At 42.7% G+C, this 26,880-nt stretch carries 26 protein-coding genes and 1 riboswitch; of the genes, 24 read left to right on the top strand and 2 right to left on the bottom strand.

Annotated features, from left to right (window positions below; translation table 11 throughout):
- Positions 1-114 precede the first annotated feature (114 nt).
- From zapA to trxA, 11 genes are all read left to right on the top strand, one after another.
- Positions 115-372: a cell division protein ZapA gene (gene zapA / locus ABTV07_RS15150; protein WP_433743532.1), complete on the top strand. Its 258-nt coding sequence runs from the start codon at positions 115-117 to the stop codon at positions 370-372.
- A gap of 5 nt (positions 373-377) precedes the next feature.
- Entirely contained in the window at positions 378-920 is a 543-nt protein-coding gene (locus ABTV07_RS15145; RefSeq protein ID WP_433743529.1) for a CvpA family protein, read from the top strand.
- Positions 921-1,083: 163 nt separating this feature from the next.
- Positions 1,084-2,802, top strand: coding sequence for a DNA polymerase/3'-5' exonuclease PolX (polX, locus tag ABTV07_RS15140; protein ID WP_433743527.1), 1,719 nt, complete (start codon positions 1,084-1,086; stop codon positions 2,800-2,802).
- A gap of 21 nt (positions 2,803-2,823) precedes the next feature.
- A complete protein-coding gene (locus ABTV07_RS15135; protein WP_433743524.1) occupies positions 2,824-5,187 on the top strand; it encodes an endonuclease MutS2 in 2,364 nt (787 codons plus the stop codon).
- A 22-nt stretch (positions 5,188-5,209) separates the two neighbouring features.
- A complete protein-coding gene (locus tag ABTV07_RS15130) occupies positions 5,210-5,617 on the top strand; it encodes a DUF350 domain-containing protein (protein ID WP_433743522.1) in 408 nt (135 codons plus the stop codon).
- A gap of 250 nt (positions 5,618-5,867) precedes the next feature.
- Positions 5,868-7,553 carry a long-chain-fatty-acid--CoA ligase gene (locus ABTV07_RS15125; protein ID WP_433743520.1) on the top strand — a complete coding sequence of 562 codons (1,686 nt, stop codon included), beginning with the start codon at positions 5,868-5,870 and terminating at the stop codon, positions 7,551-7,553.
- A gap of 173 nt (positions 7,554-7,726) precedes the next feature.
- The gene (locus ABTV07_RS15120; RefSeq protein WP_433751288.1) at positions 7,727-8,317 is read left to right on the top strand and encodes a TetR/AcrR family transcriptional regulator; all 591 of its coding nucleotides are present in this window, start codon (positions 7,727-7,729) and stop codon (positions 8,315-8,317) included.
- A 19-nt stretch (positions 8,318-8,336) separates the two neighbouring features.
- Positions 8,337-9,110 (top strand): enoyl-CoA hydratase, encoded by a 774-nt coding sequence (locus ABTV07_RS15115; RefSeq protein ID WP_433743518.1) that lies wholly within the window; start codon positions 8,337-8,339, stop codon positions 9,108-9,110.
- A gap of 90 nt (positions 9,111-9,200) precedes the next feature.
- Positions 9,201-9,974, top strand: a complete 774-nt coding sequence (locus ABTV07_RS15110) for an electron transfer flavoprotein subunit beta/FixA family protein (protein WP_433743516.1) — start codon at positions 9,201-9,203, stop codon at positions 9,972-9,974.
- A 44-nt stretch (positions 9,975-10,018) separates the two neighbouring features.
- Positions 10,019-10,999 (top strand): electron transfer flavoprotein subunit alpha/FixB family protein, encoded by a 981-nt coding sequence (locus tag ABTV07_RS15105; protein WP_433743515.1) that lies wholly within the window; start codon positions 10,019-10,021, stop codon positions 10,997-10,999.
- A gap of 170 nt (positions 11,000-11,169) precedes the next feature.
- Positions 11,170-11,484: a thioredoxin gene (gene trxA / locus ABTV07_RS15100; RefSeq protein WP_114745080.1), complete on the top strand. Its 315-nt coding sequence runs from the start codon at positions 11,170-11,172 to the stop codon at positions 11,482-11,484.
- Positions 11,485-11,544: 60 nt separating this feature from the next.
- Here trxA and ABTV07_RS15095 read toward each other — a convergent pair whose 3' ends face one another.
- Entirely contained in the window at positions 11,545-11,733 is a 189-nt protein-coding gene (locus ABTV07_RS15095) for a hypothetical protein (protein WP_433743514.1), read from the bottom strand.
- Between the two features lie 143 nt (positions 11,734-11,876).
- Between ABTV07_RS15095 and ABTV07_RS15090 the strand changes: the two genes are divergently transcribed.
- From ABTV07_RS15090 to ABTV07_RS15080, 3 genes are all read left to right on the top strand, one after another.
- Positions 11,877-13,136, top strand: a complete 1,260-nt coding sequence (locus ABTV07_RS15090; RefSeq protein WP_433743513.1) for an aminopeptidase P family protein — start codon at positions 11,877-11,879, stop codon at positions 13,134-13,136.
- Positions 13,137-13,282: 146 nt separating this feature from the next.
- Positions 13,283-15,055: an excinuclease ABC subunit UvrC gene (gene uvrC, locus ABTV07_RS15085; RefSeq protein WP_433743511.1), complete on the top strand. Its 1,773-nt coding sequence runs from the start codon at positions 13,283-13,285 to the stop codon at positions 15,053-15,055.
- A gap of 64 nt (positions 15,056-15,119) precedes the next feature.
- A riboswitch (Lysine riboswitch) is annotated at positions 15,120-15,298 on the top strand.
- Between the two features lie 111 nt (positions 15,299-15,409).
- Entirely contained in the window at positions 15,410-16,648 is a 1,239-nt protein-coding gene (locus ABTV07_RS15080; protein ID WP_433743510.1) for an aspartate kinase, read from the top strand.
- A gap of 61 nt (positions 16,649-16,709) precedes the next feature.
- Here the strand turns inward: ABTV07_RS15080 and ABTV07_RS15075 are convergent, their stop codons facing one another.
- A complete protein-coding gene (locus ABTV07_RS15075) occupies positions 16,710-17,213 on the bottom strand; it encodes a YslB family protein (RefSeq protein ID WP_433743508.1) in 504 nt (167 codons plus the stop codon).
- Positions 17,214-17,548: 335 nt separating this feature from the next.
- Here ABTV07_RS15075 and ABTV07_RS15070 point away from each other — a divergent pair, with 335 nt between their 5' ends.
- The 10 genes from ABTV07_RS15070 (at position 17,549) to rph (ending at position 26,880) form a co-directional block, all read left to right on the top strand.
- Complete coding sequence (locus ABTV07_RS15070) at positions 17,549-18,157, top strand: succinate dehydrogenase cytochrome b558 subunit (RefSeq protein WP_433743506.1); 609 nt, start codon at positions 17,549-17,551, stop codon at positions 18,155-18,157.
- An 84-nt stretch (positions 18,158-18,241) separates the two neighbouring features.
- Positions 18,242-20,011, top strand: coding sequence for a succinate dehydrogenase flavoprotein subunit (gene sdhA, locus ABTV07_RS15065; protein ID WP_433743504.1), 1,770 nt, complete (start codon positions 18,242-18,244; stop codon positions 20,009-20,011).
- Positions 20,008-20,772, top strand: a complete 765-nt coding sequence (gene sdhB / locus ABTV07_RS15060) for a succinate dehydrogenase iron-sulfur subunit (protein WP_114745073.1) — start codon at positions 20,008-20,010, stop codon at positions 20,770-20,772. Before sdhA ends, sdhB begins: the two co-directional genes overlap by 4 nt.
- A 138-nt stretch (positions 20,773-20,910) precedes the next feature.
- Positions 20,911-22,491: a bifunctional metallophosphatase/5'-nucleotidase gene (locus ABTV07_RS15055; protein WP_433743503.1), complete on the top strand. Its 1,581-nt coding sequence runs from the start codon at positions 20,911-20,913 to the stop codon at positions 22,489-22,491.
- Between the two features lie 87 nt (positions 22,492-22,578).
- On the top strand, positions 22,579-23,043 hold the full coding sequence (locus ABTV07_RS15050) for an acyl-CoA thioesterase (protein WP_433743501.1): 465 nt from the start codon (positions 22,579-22,581) through the stop codon (positions 23,041-23,043).
- Between the two features lie 151 nt (positions 23,044-23,194).
- Positions 23,195-23,419, top strand: a complete 225-nt coding sequence (locus tag ABTV07_RS15045) for a helix-turn-helix domain-containing protein (RefSeq protein ID WP_014097816.1) — start codon at positions 23,195-23,197, stop codon at positions 23,417-23,419.
- Between the two features lie 147 nt (positions 23,420-23,566).
- Positions 23,567-24,022: a MarR family winged helix-turn-helix transcriptional regulator gene (locus tag ABTV07_RS15040; RefSeq protein ID WP_433743498.1), complete on the top strand. Its 456-nt coding sequence runs from the start codon at positions 23,567-23,569 to the stop codon at positions 24,020-24,022.
- Positions 24,023-24,032: 10 nt separating this feature from the next.
- On the top strand, positions 24,033-24,827 hold the full coding sequence (gene racE / locus ABTV07_RS15035; RefSeq protein ID WP_433743497.1) for a glutamate racemase: 795 nt from the start codon (positions 24,033-24,035) through the stop codon (positions 24,825-24,827).
- Positions 24,828-24,939: 112 nt separating this feature from the next.
- On the top strand, positions 24,940-26,016 hold the full coding sequence (locus ABTV07_RS15030; protein WP_433743496.1) for a GerMN domain-containing protein: 1,077 nt from the start codon (positions 24,940-24,942) through the stop codon (positions 26,014-26,016).
- A gap of 111 nt (positions 26,017-26,127) precedes the next feature.
- On the top strand, positions 26,128-26,880 hold the full coding sequence (gene rph, locus ABTV07_RS15025; RefSeq protein ID WP_433743494.1) for a ribonuclease PH: 753 nt from the start codon (positions 26,128-26,130) through the stop codon (positions 26,878-26,880).

Below are 26,880 nucleotides of genomic sequence, written 5' to 3'. Positions count from 1 at the left end.
CTTGTTATCCATACATGTCTATGATACGTCAATAAAGGACAAATTTCATTCCCTTCATTTTTTTTTCATGGTAATATAAAGATTAGGATTCTTTAGATTGGGGGAAGAACGGTTGTGCAAGTAAGAAAAAACAAAGCAACTGTTACAATTCACGAACAGCAATATGATATTGTCAGTACCGAATCAGTCGAGCATATTCAGCGCGTTGCTTCGATTGTAGATGATAAACTGCGTGAACTCCATAAGAACAACCCCTACCTCGGGTTGAATCGCCTTGCCGTGCTGACAGCAGTGAATGCTGTTCATGACCTGGTGAAACTGGAAGAAGAGCTTGAACTCCTTCGGAAGGAAATCAATAAGTTAAAGGGTTGAATAGGATGCTTGATATTGCAATTTTAGTGATTTTTATTATGGGCTTCTTTGTTGGATTGAGAAGGGGATTCATCCTGCAGCTCATCCATATGATCGGATTTGCTGCAGCATTCATTGCAGCGTATTTTTACTATGATGAACTTGCACCAAAATTGAGATTATGGATTCCATATCCATCATTGGACAACAGCAGCACGCTCAAAATGATCTTTGACGGCGGGGGAATGGATGAGGCCTACTATAGGGCGATTGCATTCGTCATTATTTTCTTTGCGGTAAAGATTGTTCTTCATATCATTGGTTCCATGCTCGATTTCGTAACGAATATCCCTGTCATTAAACAGCTAAACGTATGGGCAGGTGGAATTCTCGGGTTCATTGAAGTTTATTTGATCATTTTTATTCTTTTGTATATCGGTGCCCTTTTGCCGATCGCAGCAATCCAGGAGGCATTGGATAAATCGATCATTGCAGAGGCCATGATCAAGAATACTCCTGTATTTTCCGAAAGACTGCAAGAATGGTGGATCAACTACGTAGCATCTTAAGATCGGAGCTGACTCATACCGGGCAAGACAGCACAGCCATGCAGCAGAAAAGATGCATGCAGTGCTTATGGCCCAAGGTATGGCAGTTCCGATTTTTTCTTTTTGTCCACATTTGCTACTATAATGAAGATAGACTTTTTATCAGTGAAAGGTGCGACGGATCATGAATAAAAAAGACGTCATCAGACTGCTTGAACATATAGCCATTTATATGGAATTAAAAGGAGAAAATACATTCAAAGTTGCCGCATTCCGAAAAGCGGCTGCTGCACTTGAAAGCGATGATCGAAGCCTGAAAGATATAACAGACTTCCAATCCCTTTCAGGCATCGGCAAAGGAACTGCCGCTGTTATCGAAGAATATATAGAGAACGGGACATCCAGTGTGCTGGATGAATTAAAGAAAGAAGTACCGAGTGGGCTCATTCCCCTTCTGCAGCTGCAGGGCCTCGGAGGGAAGAAGATTGCGAAACTCTATCAAGAGCTTGGCGTAGTGGATATGGAAACGCTGCAAACTGCATGCGAAGAAGGGAAAGTAAAAGAACTGGCAGGGTTCGGGAAGAAGACAGAAGAAAAGATTCTCGAGGCCATCAGCCAGTCGGGAAAAAGGCCGGACAGGCTCCCTCTCGCCTATATGCTGCCGATAGCAGAAACGCTTGAAAAGCATTTGAAGGATATGGATGGAATCATACGCTTTTCCAGGGCGGGAAGCCTCAGAAGACTTCGGGAAACGATCAAGGACCTTGATTTCATCATTGCCACCGAAAATCCTCAAAAAGTGAAGGACCAGCTGATGTCGCTGCCGGATATAAAAGAGGCCATTGCGAATGGAATGACGAAGGTATCGCTCACTTTTGAATGGGACTATGATATTTCCGTAGATTTCCGCTTGGTGGAACCAAAAGAATTCGCAACAGCCCTTCACCATTTTACAGGCTCAAAGGATCATAATGTGAGAATGAGACAGCTTGCCAAAGAAAGAGGCGAGAAAATAAGTGAATACGGAGTAGAGAATGCTGAAACGGGTGAAATTCTGACATTCGAAACAGAACAGGATTTTTTCGCCCATTTCAACTTGCCGTTTATTCCCCCAGAAATCAGGGAGGATGGAAGTGAAGTGGAGCTATTCAAATCAGAAGACTCCATTGTTTCCCTCGAAAACATCAAAGGCGACCTTCACATGCACAGTACATGGTCGGATGGTGCATTCTCCATAGAGGAAATGGTTGTCGCATGCAGGGAAAAAGGCTATGAATATATGGCCATCACAGATCACTCCCAATACTTAAAAGTCGCGAATGGGCTGACAGAAGAAAGAGTCAGGAAGCAGATGAAGGAGATAAGAAGTTTAAATGAAAAATATGATGATATAACTATACTTTCAGGGATCGAAATGGATATCTTGCCTGATGCCACTCTTGATTATTCAGATGATCTCCTGCAGGAATTGGATATTGTCATTGCATCAATCCACTCCAGTTTCTCTCAGTCTAAGGGGAAAATCATGGAGAGGCTGAAGACCGCACTGATCAATAATCATGTGGATATCATCGCCCACCCTACAGGACGGCTGATCGGAAGGCGTGAAGGCTACCCGGTTGATATGGACATGCTGATCGATTTGGCTAAGGAGACAAATACAGCTCTTGAGCTGAATGCCAATCCAAATCGACTGGATTTATCATCAGAGAATATAGCCAAAGCCCAAAAGTCAGGTGTGAAGATTGTGATTAATACGGATGCCCACAACAAAGATAACCTGAAATTCATGGCGCTGGGTGTCGCTGCCGCAAGAAAAGGCGGCATCGCCCCTGAAAATATCCTGAATACGTATAGCAAGGATCAATTAATGGCGTTTTTGAAGCGCCACGACAATGTGTAGCATAGAAGGGAGAATATCTCCATGTTAGAAAAAGTATTAAGGACATTAGAGTTCGATAAAATTAAAAATCAATTGATGGAGTTTGCTTCATCTGCATTGGGAGCAGCTAAAATAAAACAGCTTGTTCCATCTTCATCCTATGAAGAAGTGGTATTGATGCATGAAGAAACGGACGAAGCAGCAAGTGTTATCAGATTAAAAGGGAATGTGCCTTTGGCTGGCATCCATGATATCAGGCCGCATGTGAAAAGATCCGAAATCGGCGGGGTTCTGAGTCCGCATGATTTTGTACAGATTGCCAGCACCATGCATGCGAGCAGAGTGATCAAGAAATTCATAGATGATGTTGTGGAGCAGGATGCAATCCAGATCCCCATTTTAGCTGAAAAAGCGGATCGGATGGCTGTACTGACTCCTTTGGAACATGAAATTCGAAATGCCATTGATGACAATGGAGAAGTCCTCGATTCTGCCAGCCCTGAATTAAGGAACATCAGAAACCAATCGAGAACGAACGAAGCGCGTGTAAGGGAAAAACTTGAGGGGTACATCCGTTCAAGCAATGCCGCTAAAATGCTTTCTGATGCAATCATTACGATCAGGAATGATCGGTATGTCATTCCGGTCAAACAGGAATACCGCAGCCATTACGGGGGGATTGTCCATGACCAATCTTCATCAGGTCAAACATTATTCATAGAACCACAGTCTGTGGTCCAGCTTAACAATCAACTGCGGGAACTACGAATGAAGGAACAGGAAGAAATCGATAAGATCCTTCAGCAGCTCTCCCAGGAAATTGCCGCGGTGAGCCACGAACTTTTTCAAATCGTTGGCGTCCTTGCGGAATTGGATTTTCTATTTGCAAAAGCAAGATTCGGTAAATCGATTAAGGCTTCCAAACCGAGCATCAATGATCAAGGAATCGTCCGTTTGTATAAAGCGCGCCATCCTATGCTTCCGATAGATGAGGCAGTGGCGAATGACATCATCATTGGAGATGATTATTCTACAATCGTTATCACAGGCCCTAACACCGGGGGTAAGACGGTCACACTGAAAACAATCGGGCTATCCACCCTCATGGCACAAGCAGGATTGCAGATTCCAGCATTGGATGGTTCAGAGATAGCTGTCTTTAAACAAGTCTTTGCGGATATTGGGGATGAGCAATCCATTGAACAAAGCTTGAGTACATTTTCTTCTCATATGGTGAATATTGTCGACATCTTAAAGAATGTGGATCACGAGAGCCTGGTTTTATTTGATGAATTAGGGGCTGGTACGGATCCGCAGGAAGGTGCAGCATTGGCCATTTCCATCCTGGATGAAGTATACAATCGAGGAGCAAAAGTCATTGCGACCACCCACTATCCTGAGTTGAAGGCATATGGATATAATCGCGAAGGTGTCGTCAATGCAAGTGTTGAATTCGACATCGAAACGTTGAGCCCGACCTATAAGCTATTGATCGGGGTGCCAGGGCGAAGCAATGCATTTGAAATATCCAAACGCCTTGGACTGAATGATGATGTCATTCAGAATGCAAGATCTTATATTGGTACAGATACGAACAAAGTTGAGAAAATGATTGCTTCCCTTGAAACAAGCCGCAAACTGGCTGAAGATGAGGAAAGAGAAGCATCTGAGCTATTGAAGAGCGCTGAAAAACTCCATAAGGATCTTCAGAAACAGATGATTGAGTTTTATGAAAAGCGTGATTCCCTGTTTGAAAAAGCAGAGCAAAAAGCAGCAAAACTAGTGGATGCTGCCAAAGACGAAGCCGAAGATATCATCAAAAATCTGAGGCAGATGCAACTGGAGAAAAATGCGGAAATAAAAGAACATGAACTGATTGAAGCAAGAAAAAGGCTTGAGGAAGCTGCTCCTAATCTTCCAAAATCCAAAAAAACAGCCGCTAAAACTCAAACAAAGCATGTTCTTGCTCCAGGTGACGAAGTGAAAGTCCTGAGCTTCAATCAAAAAGGACATCTTGTGGAAAGGGTTTCAGCACAAGAGTGGCAAGTGCAAATCGGCATCATGAAAATGAAAGTGAAGGAATCCGATCTGGAGTTCATCAAATCACAGCAGCCAAAAGTGGAAGCAAGACCGGTTGCTACTGTGAAGGGACGGGATTTCCATGTCAGTCTTGAACTTGATCTGCGCGGCGAAAGGTATGAGAATGCTCTCTTGAGAGTTGAGAAGTATCTGGATGACGCCGTTCTTGCAGGCTATCCCCGCGTATCGATCATCCATGGAAAAGGAACCGGTGCACTGCGCCAGGGCGTCCAGGAATATTTGAAAAATCACCGCAATGTGAAGCGTACCCGTTTTGGAGAAGCAGGTGAAGGGGGAAGCGGTGTCACCGTCGTTGAATTGAAGTAGGGATAAGGGGGATGAGGATCAAGTGAATCCTTTTTGGGAAAATGAGTATGTACAGACCGCAGGGTATTATAGTGTAGTCATCCTTTGCATGGTTTTATTTTTGGCAGTCTTTGAATTTGTCACAAAATATAAGAATTGGGAAGAAATCAAAAAAGGAAATCTGGCTGTAGCCATGGCAACAGGAGGAAAGATATTTGGTATTGCAAATATCTTCCGCCATTCCATCATGCAGCACAATACATTGTTCACCATGATCATATGGGGAGTATTCGGATTCGTCCTTCTTTTAATTGGATACTTCATATATGAATTTTTGACTCCGAAGTTCAAAATCGATGAAGAAATCCAACAGGATAATCGGGCAGTAGGATTTATCTCCATGGTCATTTCAGTAGGATTATCTTTTGTAATCGGAGCCAGTATTTCGTAAGGAGTGGGCATAAATAATGGATACATTGGCGAAAGTGCTGCTGGCGCTCTGCGGCGGGTTTTTACTAATCGGCATCATTTATATGGTATTTTTTGCTTAAGGGAAAGAGATCAGCTGACACATGGCTGATCTTTTTTTGAATTTAATGGCACAAGAGATAAATTGTAACGGGACTTTCGATATATTATAATGAATAAAGAAATTAAAATTTTCTAATTTTTTATGCGGTATATTAGAAAGGAGGATTTATATGTCAATTAAGCCGTGGCTTTCGCAATATCCGGAAGAGATCCCTGCATCCATCCCTTACGCTCCCATTCCGGTTCAATCCTATTTGGCTGAAGCAGCTGCCAAGTATCCAGAAAAAACGGCCATTCATTTTCTTGGCAAAGAAATGAAATATAAGGAAGTTCATGAAGCAGCACTGAAGCTGGCCAATTATCTACAGGGCCTGGGAGTTAAAAAAGGAGACCGGGTTGCAATCATGCTTCCGAATACTCCTCAGTCTGTCATAAGCTATTATGGAATCCTCTTAGCAGGAGGAATTGTAGTGCAGACGAATCCGCTGTACATGGAGCGGGAACTGGAATATCAAATGAATGATGCAGGAGCGAAAGTCATCATCACCATGGATATACTTTACCCAAGAGTGATGAAAGTCAAAGAAGCGACCTCCTTGGAACATGTTATTGTAACCGCTATCAAAGACTATCTTCCATTCCCGAAGAATCTTGTCTATCCTTTCATGCAGAAAAAACAATATGGGATAGTCGTCGATGTAAAGCACAGCGGAAATAGCCATTTGCTGAAAACAATCTTGGCTGAAACGGAAGCGTCCCCAATCGAATTGGAATTTGATTTTGAAGAAGATCTCGCACTGCTTCAATATACGGGCGGAACAACAGGTTTTCCAAAAGGGGTCATGCTGACTCATAAGAACCTTGTTTCCAATGCTTCAATGTGCGATGCATGGCTTTATAAGTGCAGGAAAGGCGAAGAGGTCATCTTAGGGATCCTCCCGTTCTTCCATGTCTACGGCATGACTGCTGTCATGATTTTGGCCATCATGCAGGGATACAAAATGGTCCTGCTTCCAAAGTTCGATGCCGAGACGACATTAAAGACCATCCAAAAACAAAAGCCTACCCTTTTCCCTGGGGCACCAACGATCTATATCGGTTTATTGAATCATCCTAAACTCAAACACTATGATCTGTCTTCCATTGAATCGTGCATTAGCGGGTCAGCACCTCTGCCGGTGGAAGTACAGGAGAATTTTGAAAAAGCAACGAACGGGAAATTGGTGGAAGGCTATGGGTTGACGGAATCTTCCCCGGTAACACATGCAAATTTCCTTTGGGATAAAAAACGAATAAAAGGAAGTATAGGTGTTCCTTGGCCAGATACAGATTCAGCTATCCTTTCCATGGAAGACGGAAAACCTCTTCCTGCAGGGGAAGTAGGAGAAATCGCTGTGAAAGGCCCTCAAGTGATGAAAGGCTATTGGAAGAGGCCTGAAGAGACCGAACAGATTTTAAAGGACGGCTGGCTTTTGACTGGAGATCTTGGCTATATGGATGAAGACGGATATTTCTATGTGGTCGACCGCAAAAAAGATATGATCATTGCAGGCGGGTTCAATATTTATCCAAGGGAAATCGAAGAAGTCCTTTATGAGCATGAAGATGTCCAGGAAGCAGTGGTCGCCGGAGTTCCGGATGCCTATAGGGGAGAAACCGTGAAGGCCTATATTGTGAAAAAGGATGGCGCCGCTCTGACGGAAGAAGAGCTCAATGCTTTTGCCAGAAAGCATCTTGCAGCATACAAAGTCCCAAGAATCTATGAATTCAGGGATGAACTGCCTAAAACAGCAGTAGGGAAAATATTAAGGCGCGCCCTTGTAGAGGAAGAAAAGAAAAAAATAAAAGAAGCTTAATCCTCTTTGATAGGTTCACATTTGGAGCCGTGCATCAGGGCTCTGTATTTTTGTACTTTTATCAATATGATAGACAGGCTATTCTTGACAACTATATAGTTTCTCATTATGATAGAAATATGAATGATGGTTCATTCATCATTTCGAAAGTCAAAGAATATCAGGTGATAGCTATGAAGCGGAATAAACCAAAATATAAACAGATCATTGATGCTGCTGTCATTGTGATTGCCGATAATGGCTATCATCAAGCACAAGTTTCAAAGATTGCAAAACAAGCCGGTGTCGCAGATGGCACCATCTATCTGTACTTCAAAAATAAAGAAGATATCTTGATTTCTTTATTCCAGGAAAAAATGGGATTGTTTGTTGAAAAAATTCAAGATGTTATAGCAGGAAAACAAAAAGCGGCAGAGAAGTTATTAGTGATGATAGAAAATCATTTTAAGATTCTATCAGATGATCATCATTTGGCCATCGTCACTCAATTGGAATTGAGGCAGTCGAATAAAGATCTTCGCTTAAAGATCAATGATGTCTTAAAGGGATACTTGCTGCTGATGGATGACATCCTTCAAGAAGGCATCGATAACGGTGAATTCGATACTAAGCTTGATATCAGGCTTGCAAGGCAGATGATTTTTGGCACCATCGACGAAACAGTAACCACTTGGGTAATGAATGATCAAAAGTATGATCTGGTACAACAGGCTCCAGCCGTTCATCATCTCTTGCTTCAGGGCTGTGGACAAAAAGGAGAATAAAAGAGATAGGGGGATTGGTGTGCAGTACTTATCTTTAAGAAAAGACAATCATGTGGGCTTTGTAACCCTGAACCGCCCTCCAGCGAATGCATTGGCTTCTGGTGTGATCGAAGAGCTATCACTGCTGCTGGATGAAGTGGAAAAAGATGAAGAAATCAGAGTCCTGCTTCTGCACGGCGAAGGAAGATTCTTCTCAGCGGGAGCGGATATTAAAGAATTCACTTCCATTCAAACGGGAGAAGACTTCGCAAAACTTGCAGGCAAGGGACAGGATATATTTGAAAGGCTTGAACAATTCGGGAAGCCAGTCATTGCAGCCATTCATGGTGCTGCTCTTGGCGGAGGACTTGAATTGGCGATGGCATGCCACATCCGCTATGTAAGTGAAAATGCAAAATTAGGCCTTCCTGAACTTCAATTGGGACTAGTTCCCGGATTTGCTGGTTCACAGAGGCTTCCACGATATGTCGGGATGCCAAAAGCGGCTGAAATGCTTTTGACAAGCGAGCCGATCACAGGAACAGAAGCAGTATCCTGGGGACTCGCCAATGCGGCATACCCGGAAGAGAACTTGTTAGAAGAGGCTTCAAAGACGGCTCATAAAATAGCCGAGAAAAGCCCGGTTGCCATGAAAGCGGCAATCGAACTTCTCAACTACGCCAAAAACCATGACTATGCAAATGGCGTAAAGCGAGAAGGAGAACTATTCGGCCACGTTTTCATGTCTGAAGACGGCAAAGAAGGAATCAGCGCATTCATAGAAAAAAGAAAGCCTGAATTTAAAGGGAAATAAAAATAGTAAAATAAAAAATAAATTTTTTTACCATTAATTTTCTTAATATTTTAAACTAAAATAATGTTTTCATTATTAGGAGGGCACAAAATGAACATCTTCGTTTTAATGAAGCGAACTTTTGACACAGAAGAAAGAATCACCATTTCCGGCGGCCAGATCAATGAAGACGGCGCTGAATTCATTATTAACCCATACGACGAATACGCAGTGGAAGAAGCAATCCAGCTTCGAGACGCACACGGCGGTGAAGTGACAGTCGTGACTGTAGGGAACAGCGAAGCAGAAAAGCAGCTCCGCACAGCATTGGCAATGGGCGCTGACAAAGCTGTCCTGATCAATACAGAAGATGATCTGGAATATGGGGATCAATTTACAACTGCAAAAATTTTAGCTGAATACTTAAAGGATAAAGATGCAGATATCATCCTTGGCGGAAACGTAGCCATTGACGGCGGATCTGGACAGGTTGGACCGCGTGTTGCCGAATTGCTTGACATCCCATATGTAACAACCATTACGAAATTGGAAGTGAACGGGGATAAGGCAACAATCGTGAGAGATGTTGAAGGAGATTCAGAAGTCATCGAAGCTTCCCTTCCATTGCTTGTGACTGCTCAGCAAGGATTGAATGAGCCGCGCTATCCTTCTTTGCCAGGAATCATGAAGGCTAAGAAAAAGCCATTGGAAGAGCTTGAACTGGATGATCTTGATTTAGATGAAGACGATGTAGAAGCAAAGACAAAGACAATTGAGATCTATCTGCCGCCTAAGAAGGAAGCAGGCAAGGTCCTTGAAGGAGATCTTCAAGATCAAGTGAAGGAACTTGTGAACCTTTTGAATAAAGAAGCGAAAGTCATATAAATAGAATACTTTTAACTCGAGAAGGACAAACAGGAGGGAATAGCATGTCTAGAAAAGTTTTGGTATTGGGTGAAGTTAGAGACGGTTCTCTTCGCAACGTTTCATTCGAAGCGGTTGCGGCTGGGAAAACAATTGCAGAGGGCGGAGAAGTTGTCGGTGTTTTAATCGGCGATTCTGTAAGCGCTTTAGGCGAGCAGCTTATCCATTACGGAGCAGACCGTGTGGTTGTAGTGGAAGATGAAAAGCTGAAGCAATATTCTTCTGATGGATTCTCCCAGGCGTTCAAAGCCGTGGCGGATGCAGAAAATCCAGAAGGAATCGTGTTTGGCCATACGGCTCTAGGAAAAGACCTTGCACCTAAAATTGCCGGCAAATTGAATACTGGCCTTATTTCGGATGCTACTGCTGTAGAAGAAGCAGGCGGCAATATCGTCTTCACAAGACCGATTTACTCCGGTAAAGCATTTGAAAAGAAAATTGTAACAGATGGCATCATTTTTGCGACAGTCCGTCCAAACAATATTCCATCACTTGAAAAAGATGAGTCTCGCAGCGGGGATGTATCATCCGTTTCAGCTGAAATCAAAGACCTCCGCACCGTTATCAAAGAAGTGGTACGCAAGGCAAGCGAGGGTGTAGACCTTTCAGAAGCAAAGGTGATCATTGCCGGTGGACGCGGTGTTAAAAGTGAAGATGGCTTTGAGCCTTTAAAAGAACTTGCGGATGTACTAGGAGGAGCAGTCGGTGCTTCACGTGGAGCATGTGATGCAGACTACTGCGACTACTCCCTGCAAATCGGCCAAACTGGGAAGGTCGTAACGCCTGACTTATATATTGCATGCGGAATCTCAGGTGCGATCCAGCATTTAGCTGGAATGTCCAATTCCAAAGTAATCGTTGCAATCAATAAAGATCCAGAGGCAAACATCTTCAAAGTGGCGGACTATGGAATCGTTGGAGACTTGTTCGAAGTAGTACCGATGCTGACAGAAGAATTCAAGAAACTTAAAGTAGCCAACTCATAATTATTTTCTTAAGCAAAAGCGGCTGAACGGCCGCTTTTGTGTTGCAGCTGCGCAATGAATAGCACTCGAAATTAAAGGGAAAGTTACGTACGAGCAAATCATTCGCAACATACTATAATGAGTGATATACTACGTTTAAGATTTAAGGAAATTATAGGAGGCATAACAATATGGCTATTACAAATGCAACTGATCAAAACTTTGGTGCTGAAACTAGTCAAGGGCTAGTATTGGCTGATTTCTGGGCTCCGTGGTGCGGACCTTGTAAAATGATCGCTCCAGTACTTGAAGAGCTTGACTCTGAAATGGGCGACAAAGTAAAAATCGTGAAAGTGGATGTAGACGAAAACCAAGAAACTGCAAGCAGCTTCGGAGTTATGAGCATCCCTACTTTGATTGTTCTAAAAGACGGGGAAGTCGTTGATAAAGTAATCGGATTCCAGCCAAAAGAAGCTTTGGCAGAACTTTTAAACAAACACGCATAATCAATCTTCGCAAGAAAAGCTGCCGGACCACGGCAGCTTTTCTTATTAAAAGTATATTGCTTACTGCTTGCCCAGTAAGGCCATTAAAGCCTTATAAATCAGGAAAAGAGAGAAAATCACAATTGCCAATATACCTATTAAAGTAGTTATTGGCGCAATGCTTGCCAAAAAGGTGCCTGCTAAAGGAACTTTAATTAGTGCCAGGCCGGCTAATATACCAGCTAACATCAAAAGAATTAATCGATCCATTCTGTTCACCCTCCTCTCGATGCATTATATGTCCATATAAAAGGTTGAGTGACCCCAGAATGCTATACATATTGACAAAGAACATCTATAGAAATGATTAAATGTAAGCGCAGACAATACTTGATTTTAAAGGGGAATGTAAAATGAATAAAAATTTTTTCGTGCAAAATAGAAAACGATTAGCAGAAGTGCTGCCGGATGAATCAATCACCATTCTTTTTGCTGGGCAAGCACCTTATAAAACTGCAGATGAACTGTACAAATTTGTTCCAAATCGTAATTTTTATTATCTCACCGGCGTTAATGAACCGAACGTTGCATTAGTGATTAAAAAAAGCGGTAATGAAATTAAAGAAACGCTTTATATCGAAAAAGCAGATCCAGTTATGGAGAAATGGGTTGGAAAAACAGTTTCGGAAGAAGAAGCAAAAGATATATCGGGCATTGACCATGTGGCTTATAATGAAACATTTGAAAAAACGCTTTCTAACATATTCTTCTTAGAAAATATAAAGAATGTTTGTCTGGACTTAGAAAGGCGAGAGTGGTCCGGTGCCTGCACAAAAACTCTGCAGTTTGCAAAGCACCTCCGCGAACATTATCCGCATGCAGCAATAAGCAACATTTATCCTGATATCTGTGAATTAAGGGTTATCAAAACAGATGACGAAATCCAGAAGATCAAAGAAGCAATCGCCATCACGAAAGAAGGCATATACAATGTGCTGAAGCATGCGAAATCGGAAATGATGGAGTATCAATTGGAAGCTCACTTCGATTTCACGTTAAAATCATCCGGCGTAAAGGATTTTGCCTTTAACACAATAGTAGCAAGCGGCAAAAATGCGACTGTGCTGCACTATGAAGATAATGACGCAAAAATAGTCAAAGGAGATCTCGTCCTCCTTGATCTTGGTGCACAAAAGGATTATTACAATGCAGATATCAGTTTTACATTTCCGGTGGATGGTAAATTCTCTCCCCGTCAAAAAGAAATCTACAACATCGTGTTAAAAACCTTAGAAGAAACGACGAAGATTGTTAAACCAGGTTTGAAATTTGCTGAATTAGAACAGCATGCCCGCAAGGTTCTTGTAGAAGAATGCAAGATGATTGGCCTCATTCAAGATGAATCCGAGCTGTCCAATTACTATTATCATAGCATTGGACACTTCCTTGGCCTGGATACTCATGACGTTGGATCATACAAAGACCGAGTGCTTCAGCCGGGAATGGTCGTCACCATTGAGCCGGGCTTGTACATTGAAGAAGAATCTATTGGTGTCCGGATAGAAGACGACATCCTTGTGACAGAAGATGGACACGAGAATCTTTCAAAGGACATCATCAGAACGGTTGACGACATCGAATTGTATATGTCAGAGAATAAGGTGCTGGAATAGAAGAGAAGACCCCCTTTTTGATTTTCTGCACTGTTCTGCGTTAATACCTGTTCATTTTCATTTATTCCAGCCAGCTGTATAATGAAATTATTGAAACGGCTATACATGCGGTTAGAATCGTATGAGGCTTTTTGGAGTTGGTAATATTGAATGATTTGATTAAAAATAAATTAGCCCTTCTGCCCGATCAGCCGGGGTGCTACTTGATGAAGGACCGCCAAGGAACCATCATCTATGTAGGGAAGGCGAAAATTTTAAAAAACCGCGTCCGATCTTATTTCACCGGATCCCACGACGGCAAGACGCAGAGGCTGGTCAGTGAGATAGAGGATTTTGAATATATCGTCACTTCATCCGATCTCGAAGCATTGATTTTGGAAATGAACTTGATAAAAAAATGGGACCCAAAATACAATGTCATGCTGAAGGATGATAAAAGCTATCCGTTTATTAAATTGACAGCTGAGCGCCATCCACGCCTTATCACGACAAGAAAAGTGAAAAAAGATAAAGGGAAATATTTTGGCCCGTATGCGAATGTAGGAGCGGCCAATGAAACAAAGAAGCTGCTTGACCGGCTTTATCCTTTGAGAAAGTGCTCGACACTTCCAGACCGTGTCTGCCTCTACTATCACCTTGGACAGTGCCTGGCTCCATGCGTAAAAGAAGTGAAGGATGAAACCTATAAGCAGATGGTGGATGAAATCACAAGGTTTCTTAATGGAGGGTACAAGGAAGTCAAGTTGGAATTGACGAAAAAGATGGAAGAAGCTTCTATGAATCTGGAGTTTGAACGTGCGAAGGAATTCCGGGACCAAATCATCCATATCGAAGCTACGATGGAAAAACAGAAAATGACAATGACAGATTTCACTGACAGGGATATCTTTGGGTATTCCGTTGATAAAGGATGGATGTGCGTCCAAGTATTTTTTGTCCGTCAAGGAAAGATGATTGAAAGGGATGTTTCCCTTTTCCCGGTGTATGATGAACCGGATGATGAATTCTTAACTTATTTAGGGCAGTTCTATTCGAAAAGCAATCATTTCAAGCCGAAGGAACTGCTGGTCCCAGAGTCAGTGAATGAAAATCTTGCTGCTGAACTCCTTCAGATAAAGGTATTGAAGCCAGTCAGGGGGCAGAAGAAAGACCTGGTGCGCCTGGCTGAAAAAAATGCAAAAATCGCCTTATCTGAGAAATTTGCGTTGATTGAGAAAAATGAAAAGCGTACCATCCTGGCTGTGGAAAATCTCGGAGAAGCGATGGGGATTTATACCCCGCATCGGATTGAAGCTTTTGACAACTCCAATATACAAGGAGCCGATCCGGTTTCTGCCATGGTTGTGTTTACAGATGGAAGGCCTGATAAAAAGGAATACAGGAAATATAAAATAAAAACCGTAAAAGGACCCGATGATTATGACTCCATGCGTGAAGTCATACGGAGAAGATATACCCGGGTCTTAAAGGATGGACTTCCCCTGGCGGATTTAATATTGATAGATGGGGGCAAAGGCCAGATAGAAGCTGCAAGGGACGTACTGGTGAATGAGCTTAATCTGGAGATTCCAGTCGCAGGCCTTGCAAAAGATGATAAACATAGAACATCCCTGCTCCTATTCGGGAATCCGCTTGAAGTGGTTCCGCTTGAGAGGAACAGCCAGGAATTCTATTTAATGCAAAGAATCCAAGATGAAGTGCACAGGTTTGCCATCACCTTCCATAGACAGCTTCGCGGCAAGAATACCTTCAATTCCATCCTTGATGAAATTGAGGGAGTGGGTCCGAAGAGGAAGAAGCAGCTGTTAAAGCATTTCGGCTCCATGAAAAAAATGAAAGAAGCTACAGTGGAGAATCTTATGGAAGCAGGGCTCCCGGAAAAAGTGGCTAAAAATATTTTTGAGAAATTACGCGACTAGCATATTCTTCTTTCGGTATGCTGTGCTATAATGAGGACAACTTTATACGAAATCACTTTTCAAAAGTGATGATAGAGGTGCAGACTTCAAGAGTAGTCATCCAGAGGCGTATGAGCGCTGAAGAGGGATGATGAAAGGGGACGTCTGCCGAAGTGGGAAAGTACTCATGGCTTTACCGCTGGTTCTGCATTGAATAAATGCAGGATTGTCAAGATGGTCACATCTTGGAGAGCTATCTCACCAGTGCTGCTTTTTTATTTACGAGCATCCAAGGGCAATGAGATATCTCATTGCCTTTTTCTATTGGTGAAACCTTTCTCCAAATGCTATTTCTAAACGAAAGAAGGAGAATAAATGGGACTGATTGTTCAAAAATTCGGTGGTACTTCCGTGGGGAGTGCAGAAAGAATTCAAAATGCTGCCAAAAGAGTGGCTGGTGAAATAAAAAAAGGAAATCGAGTGATTGTAGTTGTTTCGGCAATGGGGAAGTCGACAGACGCTCTTGTTTCTTTGGCAAAAAGCATAAGCTCGATGCCGAATAAAAGGGAAATGGATATGCTGCTTGCGACAGGGGAACAGGTAACGATTTCACTGATGGCAATGGCCCTCCAGGAAATGGGGATAAAAGCCGTTTCATTGACAGGCTGGCAAGCAGGTATAAGAACGGAAGCAGTGCCTGGAAATGCAAGGATTACAGGTATCCAAAACGAGAAGATCATGAATTGCTTGAATGAAGATAAAGTAGTGATTGTAGCAGGGTTTCAAGGGTTGGATGAAAAAGGTGAAATTACAACACTAGGGCGAGGCGGTTCAGATACGACAGCTGTAGCCCTTGCGGCTGCCTTAAAAGCAGATAGATGCGATATTTATACAGATGTACCTGGCGTCTTCACTTCTGATCCGAGATATGTGAATGATGCACGTAAGCTCCATTCAATTTCTTACGATGAAATGTTGGAATTGGCTAATCTGGGTGCGGGTGTACTTCATCCAAGGGCAGTTGAATTTGCCAAAAACTATGGAGTGCCGCTTGAAGTTCGTTCAAGCATGGAAAATATCGAAGGAACCATTATCGAGGAGGAAGCTACAATGGAGCAAAACTTAATCGTACGCGGTGTAGCATTTGAAGAAGATATCATCCGTGTCACACTTAGCGGTCTATCAAATGAACTGCATCATTTGTCACAAATCTTCATGACACTGGCCGCTGAACATGTCAATGTTGACATCATCATCCAAAGCCGGACAGAATCACAGCAGGCAAGCGTCTCTTTTTCTATCAAGAAAGATGTCCTTCAAGATACGATTCGCATCCTGGACGAAAATAAGCGTGTATTAGGTTTTGAGGGTGTGGAATATGAAACAGGGCTTGCCAAGGTATCCATTGTAGGATCAGGAATGGTATCCAACCCGGGTGTTGCAGCAAGGATGTTCAAGGCTCTCGCTGACAATGATGTCCAGATCAAAATGGTGAGCACTTCTGAAATCAAAGTTTCTACTGTCATCAGCCAGGAGAGAATGATTGATGCAGCCAACATCCTTCATGGCGAGTTTGGTTTGAGTGCCATGGAAGCCCCGGTTGAAGCGAAATAAATAAGCTGTAAAAAGAAGGCTTGGAGTACAAGCCTTCTTTTTTGCTTTCTCTGTATTTCTATCAATCTATGATTTTATCTTTTTGATCCCATTGGACAAGGATATGTACTTTTTTCTGGCGTCTTTGCACCTCTTCGTGTGCCTCTGTGATTGCCTTTTGCTGGTTTTGAATCTGCTGGGCCAAAAAACCAGCCTCCAGACGAAAACAGGACTGTTCCTTCATCTCGAGCCTTTTTTGAATGGCAGGACTCGTCAATTCATACTCAGTGGAATTTTTCCCTTGCTTCACAGCCCTTAAATGACCCCAGCCGGCTTCCAGGAAAAATGATTGGATTTCCTCATCGGAGAGCAAAGGAAATTTTCGTGCAAGGTGCTTTCCGGCCCAATATAAAATATCCGGTGTTTCCTTTCCAAGCAAATCAGGAATGAGGACCTCCCTTAATAATTCATACCCAAAGAGCGGAACCATGTCCTCTCGGGGCGATTCTGCTTCAATATGATCGTGTTCATTTTCATTAGCGTTTTCGGATTCCATGGATTGTAGTTCTTCTGAAGAAGTTTTCACGTTATTCCCCTCTTTCTATACCCACTATTATATACAAAACGAAGAGATGTTTAAAAAGGAAAATAGTACTGTAATATTTTTTTACGATATTTTATTGTTTACCATTACACACAGATAACATCAATTTATTCAGTCAAACCAAAGAATATGAACATGCAGGCATGTTTGAACTAGAGTTGATTTTGTGAATACGTTTTCTTGACGCTCACTCTACATGGGAGTAAAATGGACATGTCACATTATTGTTATAATTCAATAATGCATCGCTTGTCGCATTGAATCGAATGCTGTCTACAAGTCCGGTGCAGAGCTTTCATCATTAAGGGGGGTAAATCATGGCTGGAAATCGTGAATTTAATTATCGCAGATTGCACTCATTGCTAGGAGTAATTCCTGTTGGTTTATTCTTGTGCCAACATTTAGTAGTGAATCATTTTGCCACACGCGGAGAAGCGGCATTCAATGATGCTGCTCATTTTATGGAATTACTTCCTTTCCGCTATTTCTTGGAAATCTTTATTATTTTCCTGCCTTTGCTGTTCCACGCAATTTACGGGCTTTATATTGCATTTACGGCAAAAAACAACGCCAGCAGATTCGGTTATTTCCGCAACTGGATGTTTATGCTGCAACGTGTATCCGGTGTAATCACTTTGGCTTTCGTTGCATGGCATGTATGGGAAACGCGCATTCAGGCAGCATTTGGCGCTGAAGTTAATTTCCAAATGATGGAGAACATTTTGTCTAATCCATTTATGCTTGCATGGTACATAATCGGTGTGGTTTCTACAGTATTCCACTTTGCTAATGGATTATGGTCATTCTGCGTAAGCTGGGGAATTACAGTAACGCCTAAATCACAGCTTATTTCTACATACGTTACATTATTGATTTTCATTGCATTGTCAGTAGTGGGCGTATCAGCACTTCTTGCATTCGTCTAATACAGGAAGGGTTTCCTTCTGATTGATAGATAGAATGATTGACTGTTTCAAAGAAAGAACATTGTAAAAAGGAGTGAGTATACGATGAGTAACGGAAAAATCATCGTTGTCGGCGGTGGACTAGCCGGCTTGATGGCAACAATTAAAATCGCAGAAACAGGAACACCGGTCGATCTGTTTTCACTAGTGCCTGTTAAGCGTTCTCACTCTGTGTGTGCGCAAGGTGGCATCAATGGTGCGGTTAATACAAAAGGGGAAGGCGATTCTCCTTGGATCCACTTTGACGATACGGTATATGGAGGGGACTTCCTTGCGAATCAGCCTCCAGTAAAAGCGATGTGTGATGCAGCACCTGGCATCATCAACTTGCTTGATCGTATGGGTGTTATGTTCAACCGTACACCAGAGGGATTATTGGACTTCCGCCGTTTTGGAGGAACAGAGCATCATAGAACTGCATTTGCCGGTGCAACTACTGGACAGCAGCTTTTATATGCATTGGACGAGCAAGTAAGACGCCATGAAGTGTCCGGTCTTGTCAATAAATTTGAAGGCTGGGAATTCCTTGGAGTCGTCACTGATGATGAAGGAGTCGGACGTGGAATCGTCGCTCAGGATCTGAAGACGATGGAAATCAAATCCTTCCCTGCTGATGCAGTCATCATGGCATCAGGCGGTCCGGGAATCATCTTCGGAAAATCAACGAACTCAGTCATCAACACTGGTTCAGCTGCATCCATCCTTTATCAGCAAGGCGCTTATTATGCAAATGGTGAGTTTATCCAAATCCATCCTACTGCCATCCCAGGGGATGACAAACTGCGATTGATGAGTGAATCTGCCCGCGGTGAAGGTGGAAGGGTATGGACGTATAAAGATGGTAAGCCTTGGTACTTCCTTGAGGAAAAATATCCTGCATACGGAAACTTGGTGCCGCGTGATATCGCTACACGTGAAATTTTTGACGTCTGTGTAAACCAAAAGCTTGGAATCAATGGGGAGAACATGGTATACCTAGATTTGTCCCATAAAGATCCAAAAGAATTGGATATCAAACTAGGCGGAATCATCGAAATCTATGAAAAATTCATGGGTGAAGATCCACGCAAAGTACCTATGAAAATCTTCCCTGCTGTTCATTATTCAATGGGCGGACTTTGGGTTGACTATGATCAAATGACGAATATACCTGGTGTATTTGCTGCCGGAGAATGCGACTATTCCCAGCATGGAGGAAACCGTCTAGGAGCCAACTCCCTGCTTTCTGCCATCTTTGGCGGTATGGTTGCAGGTCCAAATGCAGTGAAATACGTTAAAGGACTTGAAAAGCATTCCGATGATATTTCTTCTACAGTTTACGACCGTTTCGTTAAAGCTGAAGAAGAAAAATGGAATGGCATCCTATCTATGGATGGAAAAGAAAATGCTTATGTCCTTCATAAAGAACTTGGTGAATGGATGACTGACAACGTAACAGTTGTCCGCCATAATGATAAGCTTCTTCAAACAGATGAGAAGATCCAAGAATTGATGGAGCGCTACAAAAATATCAATATCAATGACACAGCTAAATGGAGCAACCAGGGAGCAACGTTCACACGCCAGCTTCAAAACATGCTGCAGCTTGCACGTGTCATCACTATTGGTGCATATAACCGCAACGAGAGCCGTGGAGCGCATTACAAACCGGAATTCCCGAAACGTAATGATGAACAATTCCTTAAGACGACTATGGCTAAATACAATGCAGAAACAAATCAACCGGAATTCCACTATGAAGAAGTTGATGTTTCATTGATTCCACCACGCGAACGCGACTATACCAAAAGTAAGAAAGAGGCGAATAAAGGATGAGTGAAAACAAAAAAGTTCGCTTCATCATTACACGTCAAGATAGTCCTGAAGCGACACCTTACCAAGAAGAATTCGAATTGAATTATCGTCCGAACATGAACGTCATTTCTGCTTTGATGGAAATCCGACGCAATCCGGTCAATGCCAAAGGACAGGCTACTACTCCAATCACATGGGATATGAACTGCCTTGAGGAAGTCTGCGGTGCATGTTCAATGGTAATCAACGGAAAGCCAAGACAATCCTGTACAGCTCTTGTCGACAAATTGGAACAGCCAATCCGATTAGAGCCAATGCGTACATTCCCTGTTGTCCGCGACTTGCAGGTTGACAGAAGCAGAATGTTTGATTCATTGAAAAAGGTTAAGGCTTGGATTCCAATCGATGGTACGTATGATCTTGGTCCTGGTCCGCGCATGCCTGAGAAAAAACGTCAATGGGCATACGAGTTGTCAAAATGTATGACATGCGGCGTCTGCTTGGAAGCATGCCCGAATGTAAACAGCAAATCTGATTTCATCGGTCCTGCACCATTATCTCAAGTACGTTTGTTCAATGCGCATCCTACAGGTGAAATGAACAGAGACGAGCGCCTTGAATCGATCATGGGCGACGGAGGACTTGCAAACTGCGGTAACTCACAAAACTGTGTACAATCTTGTCCAAAAGGCATTCCTTTGACAACATCCATCGCAGCTTTGAACCGCGACACTACATTCCAAATGTTCCGCAACTTCTTTGGAAGCGACAAAACAGTATAATTGTTATGAAAGAAACCGTCAGAAAATGGCGGTTTCTTTTTATTTTACATGAGCTGAAAAGTTCCCCCATTTTATTTCCCGCATAAATGAAATTCACCTTTAATGGAATACTAAGCGGAAAAAGCGGAGGTGAACGATTTGAAAAAAATCATATTACAAAAAGCAGCTTCAATCCTCTTAGTATTATCTTTCCTGCCTTTCCATGCATTTGTTTCTGCTGCGGAAGAAAAGCCTTCGGATTATGATATTAGACTTCTTTATACAAATGATACCCATTCCCACCTTGAAAATATGCCTTATCTCCATACCCTCATTAAGCAAAATGAAAATGCAGCAAGCCTTCTTCTCGATGCAGGAGATGTCTTTTCCGGGACTTTATTCTTTGTTCAATTCCTCGGTCAGGCAGATGCTCAATTGATGAATCAGATTGGCTATGATGCCATGACAATCGGGAACCACGAATTTGACCGTACATCGCAGGTGCTCGCCAATTTTATAACAAGAGCGAACTTTCCCCTCTTAAGCGCCAACATCAATGTGGATGGCGATAATACACTGGCGCCTTTATATAGAAAGGAAATAGGGGATCCCCCTCAAAACGGAAATATCTATCCCGCCATTGTGAAAGAAGTCAATGGGAACAGGTTAGGGATCATTGGATTGACTACGTTGGATACAGCCATCCTGTCGCGTCCATCAAAAGAGATTGAATTTGAGAATGCAAAGAAGAGTGCAAGAAAATGGATTGGAAAATTGAAGGAAATGAATGTTGATAAAATCATTGTTCTTTCCCACCTTGGAATTTACGAGGATAAAAAATTAGCGAAATCTGTCAAAGGGATCGATGTCATCATCGGTGGACATACGCATACAAAAATTCCTAAACCAATCGTAATCAATAAGAAAACTGAACCGACACTGATTGTCCAGGCATATCGGCACGCAAATTATTTAGGCAGACTGGATTTATCTTTCAACTCTGAAGGGATATTGGAAAAATGGAACGGAAAACTGATCAATGTCCTTTCCAAAAGTGTCGCTCCTGACCCGACAGCCATGGAAATGTTGAATCAATTCACCCGGGAAATCAATGTAATGAATCAGAAAATCATCGGAAATACTACTGTTTTTTTAAACGGGGAATCTAGGGATGTTCGTACACAGGAGACAAACCTGGGAAATCTTGTGGCAGATTCGATGCTTAAGGAGGCACGAAAATTGACCCGGGCTGATATGGCTTTAATGAATGGAGGAGGAATACGAAATTCGATATCTTCCGGTCCAATCAGCCTTGGGACAATAAGGTCGGTCCTGCCTTTTCAAAACCAGCTGGCAGTACTGACGTTATCAGGGGCACAAATCAAAGAAGCCCTGGAATATGCCTTGGCTGATATCAATGAAGAATCTGGGAGGTTTCTTCAATTGTCAGGATTGAATATCCAATACAATCCTTTTTCCCCACCCGGACAAAAGATTATAGAAGCCTTAGTGATGGAAGACGCGAAATACGCACCATTGCAGGCTGACAAAACGTATAGAGTGGTGGTCAATGAATTTCTGTCGGATGGCGGAGACGGATTTGACACATTCCGATTGGCCAAAGAACAGGGAAAAGCGGAAATATTGCCTCTCGTGGACTATGAGGCTCTTGAATCCTATATTCAATCAGTGGGAACGATCCATTTGCAGCCTGAAGGAAGGATAGTGAGAATTTCTTAATTTCAGACTTCTTCCTTTGCAACGAGTCAAAAAGACCCTATAATAAAAGAATGAACATTCATTCATTTTTAGAAGGGGTTGAAATCATTGTTAAATCGTGTTGCTTATATAAATGAACCTGAAAGTTGGAAGGAAGAATTCGAATTTTACCATCCACTGACCGTGAGATTTTCAGAAACGGATATGTTTGGCCATTTGAACAATACCGTCCCATTTACATATTTTGAAGAAGCGAGGATAGAGTTTTTCAAGAGTAAGGGATTCATGCAGGATTGGGTGAAGCCTGAAAGTGAGGAAATCCCTGTGGTAGCAGACCTCCAGTGTGATTTCTTGCAGCAAGTATTTTTTGGAGAGGCGTTAAGGATCTTTGTGAAAGCAGCGAAAGTCGGTACATCCTCAGTCGACCTTCACTATATGGGGATTAAACAAAATGATGACATCTGTTTTGTAGGACGGGGAACAATGGTCCAAATTTCTAAAAAGACCGGGAAAGGCATCCCGTGGACCGAAGAAATGAAACAAAAACTGAATATGCGTGCTTCTGTTAAGTAAATAATTATGTAATGCAACTTTTTTTCTTTTTTTGCATATTCTTTGCCTTTATCATGTCACTTCAATTATTTAAGTCACATATGATAGCGTGACGACCAAAATACCCATCCCCGCGGTTTAAAGCTGGCGAAGGCAAGGAGGGTTACAATAGTTGAAGGACAATGATTTCACTCACAAACCGTTGCTCACAAAGAGAGAAAAAGAAGTATTCGAATTGTTAGTACAAGACAAAACAACGAAGGAAATCGCAAGCGAATTGTTTATCAGTGAGAAAACAGTTCGGAACCATATTTCCAACGCCATGCAAAAGCTTGGAGTTAAAGGCCGTTCACAAGCCGTAGTGGAACTTCTTCGCATGGGAGAATTAAAGCTATAAAGGTTGCCGGCTATCCTCCTATGGTTAGCCGGTTTCTCCGTTTTTACAAGTATTGGGAATTCCAGACAAATAATTCATTCTTGATATTTGATGCGAAAAAAGAGAAAATGACGGTAGAAGGATCAATTGAAATAGGGAGTGCATTAAATGATTAAGGAAAACGTCAGCCAGGAAAATCTTGACGTCGTTGCTGATATAGAAAAAGATTTGCGCTACATATCTGCTATCATTAAACAAAAGGGCCGGGAGATCCTGAGCAACTATACGATCACCCCACCACAATTTGTTGCATTGCAGTGGCTTTTTGAGGATGGCGATATGACGATTGGAGATCTATCCAACAAAATGTTCCTTGCATGCAGCACGACAACGGATTTAGTGGATCGAATGGAAAAAAATGAACTGGTCATGCGTGTGAAGGACCCGAATGACCGTCGCGTCGTCCGCATTCATCTTCTGGATGAAGGGAAAAGGATCATTGATGAGGTGATCCGTAAACGGCAAATATATTTAAATGAACTTCTTCAAAACTTTTCAAGCGATGAAGTCTTAAACCTAAAAGAAAACCTAGTTAAATTACATCATGAAATGAAGGATAAATGAGGCGAGGAGCTTGAATCAACCGATTGGAATCATTGATTCGGGGGTTGGCGGTTTGACAGTTGCCAAAGAGGTCATGCGCCAGCTGCCGAAAGAAACGATCTATTATTTTGGGGATACAGCGAGGTGTCCTTATGGTCCGAGGCCGGTGGAAGAGGTAAAAACCTTCACGTGGCAAATGACCAAATTTCTACAAGAGCATCGAATCAAGATGCTGATCATAGCATGCAATACGGCAACTGCTGCAGCACTTGATGAGATCCGGTCCGAACTGGATATCCCAGTCATAGGGGTCATTTATCCGGGGGCAAGGGCCGCATTGAAATTGACCATGAATGAGAATGTAGGTGTGCTGGGGACGATCGGTACAGTAAAGAGCGGAGCTTACGATGAAGCTCTCTCTACCCTCAATCAAAAGGTATCCGTCCATTCACTTGCATGCCCTAAGTTCGTTCCTTTAGTGGAAAGCGGCGAATATGGCAGTTCGTTCGCTAAAAAAATCGTTGCTGAAACATTAAAGCCTGTGAAGAGTTGGGGAATCGATACTCTGATTCTCGGATGCACCCACTATCCTCTCCTGCAGCCGGTTATTGAAAATTTCCTCGGCAAGAGAGTGAAAGTTATCAGTTCAGGCGAAGAAACAGCAAGGGAAGCCAGTACAATTCTCTACCATAATCGAATATTATCAAACAATAAAGAGGCTCCGATGCATCGATTCTTCACGAGCGGTTCAGAACCGATTTTCACAAGAATTGCATCTGATTGGCTTGGAATCGACGTAGCTCATGCAGAAACCATCCGTTTATGACGGGTGGTTTTTTTATGAACGAGCCGCTTCCACTTTTTTTGGGTCAAGCGGTCTATTTGTCCACTCTACCTCGTATACATGTAGTACAAACTGTCTTTAGGAGGGTTATTGCATGTCTAATAAAGCAAAAGCAACGATTGCCGTTACGGTTTTGGCTTCTTCTGTTTATTTATCTGGGTGTGGGTTATTCGGGGGGGATAAGGAAAAACTTGATCCGCCGCAGGATGTTTCGTATCTGAAGGAAGGCCAATCGGTTGAAACATCAGCAAGCAAGGATGGCAAGGGCAAAGCGGCTTCAACTGATGCGAAAGAACAGACTCAGCCGACAGAACTTTATTTGATCAATAAAGACGGGTATGTAATGGCTCAGACGCTGCCGCTTCCTAAAACAGAAGGGATCGCGAAAGAAGCACTGGAGTACCTGGTTGCAAACGGTCCTATTTCTGAAATGCTTCCTAACGGTTTCCGGGCAGTCCTGCCGGCAGATACGGAAGTTCTTGGAGTCGATATTAAAGATGGAGTGGCTGTTGCAGACTTCTCAAAAGAATTTTCAACGTACCAGGCAGAGGATGAACAGCGGATCCTGCAAGCTGTGACTTGGACGCTTACGCAGTTTGATAGTGTCAAACGGGTAGAACTGAGGGTGAATGGTACACCACTCACAGAAATGCCGGTGAATGGAACTCCGATCAATTCCAACGGTCTGAGCAGGGCGGATGGAATCAATATGGATACTTCTGGAGTAGCGGATATTACGAATACACATCCCGTCACTGTCTATTATTTGTCCCAAAATGGAGAAAGCTACAATTATGTACCTGTAACGAAAAGGGTAGATAACTCCGTCAAGGATGATGTAGCAGCAGTAGTGAACGAACTGGTTAACGGTCCTGGCTATAATAGCAACCTTGTTACAGATTTCCTTCCAGACGCCAAACTTGTTGATGCACCGACAATTGAAGATGGCACCGTCACATTGAATTTCAATGAGTCGATCCTCGGAAGCTTGAAAGAAAAGAAAGTCTCCGAATACTTAATGAACTCGCTTGTTCTTTCCTTGACTGAACAGCCGATGATTCAAAAGGTGGCCATTGAAGTGAATGGAAGCACTGAATTGGTGAATGGAGATGGAAAATCAATTACTGAACCTGTCACTCGTCCTGAAAAAGTGAACACAGGTAGTTTTTAAAAATTGATTTTTGTTATACTATATAGTGAACATCAGAAAGAGGCTGGCATGCTGCCGCCTCTTCTTTAATTTGAAACCATACAGTAGAAAATAGTCAGGAGGACATGAAACATGAGACCAGATGGAAGACAAGAGGCGCTGCAGTTAAGGCCTGTACATATTGAAGCTAATTATTTGAAACATCCTGAAGGATCTGTTCTCATCACCATTGGAGATACAAAAGTCATCTGTACGGCGAGCATAGAAGAACGTGTACCGCCGTTCATGCGAGGTGAAGGGAAAGGATGGATCACTGCAGAATATTCCATGCTCCCCCGTGCAACCGATACAAGAAATATCCGTGAATCTTCCAAGGGCAAAGTATCCGGAAGGACAATGGAAATCCAGCGGCTTATTGGCAGGGCTTTAAGGGCGATTGTCGATTTAAAAGCGATTGGGGAAAGGACGATCTGGATTGATTGTGATGTCATCCAGGCAGATGGCGGAACAAGGACGGCGTCGATTACAGGTGCATTCGTAGCACTGGCATTTGCGATGAATAAGCTGTCAGAAACGAAAAAACTTGCATCATTCCCCATCACGGATTTTCTTGCAGCAACCAGTGTGGGGATCATACCTGAACATGGAGCGGTCCTTGATCTGAATTATACTGAGGACAGTTCGGCAATGGTTGACATGAATGTCGTCATGACAGGGAAAGGAGAATTTGTTGAACTTCAGGGAACAGGTGAAGAATCGACTTTCTCTTATAACCAGCTTCAGCAGCTTCTTGATGCTGCACAAAAGGGAATTACGGAGCTGATTCAAATCCAGAAGGAAACTCTCGGAGATATTGCACTCAAAATAGAAGCTCATAAGGGGTGA

The sequence above is a fragment of the Falsibacillus pallidus genome (assembly GCF_050990905.1).
Lineage (GTDB): Bacteria > Bacillota > Bacilli > Bacillales > DSM-25281 > Falsibacillus > Falsibacillus pallidus_A.
The sequence above is the reverse complement of the archived record's forward strand: the minus strand, read 5'-3'. Positions and strand labels throughout refer to the sequence as shown.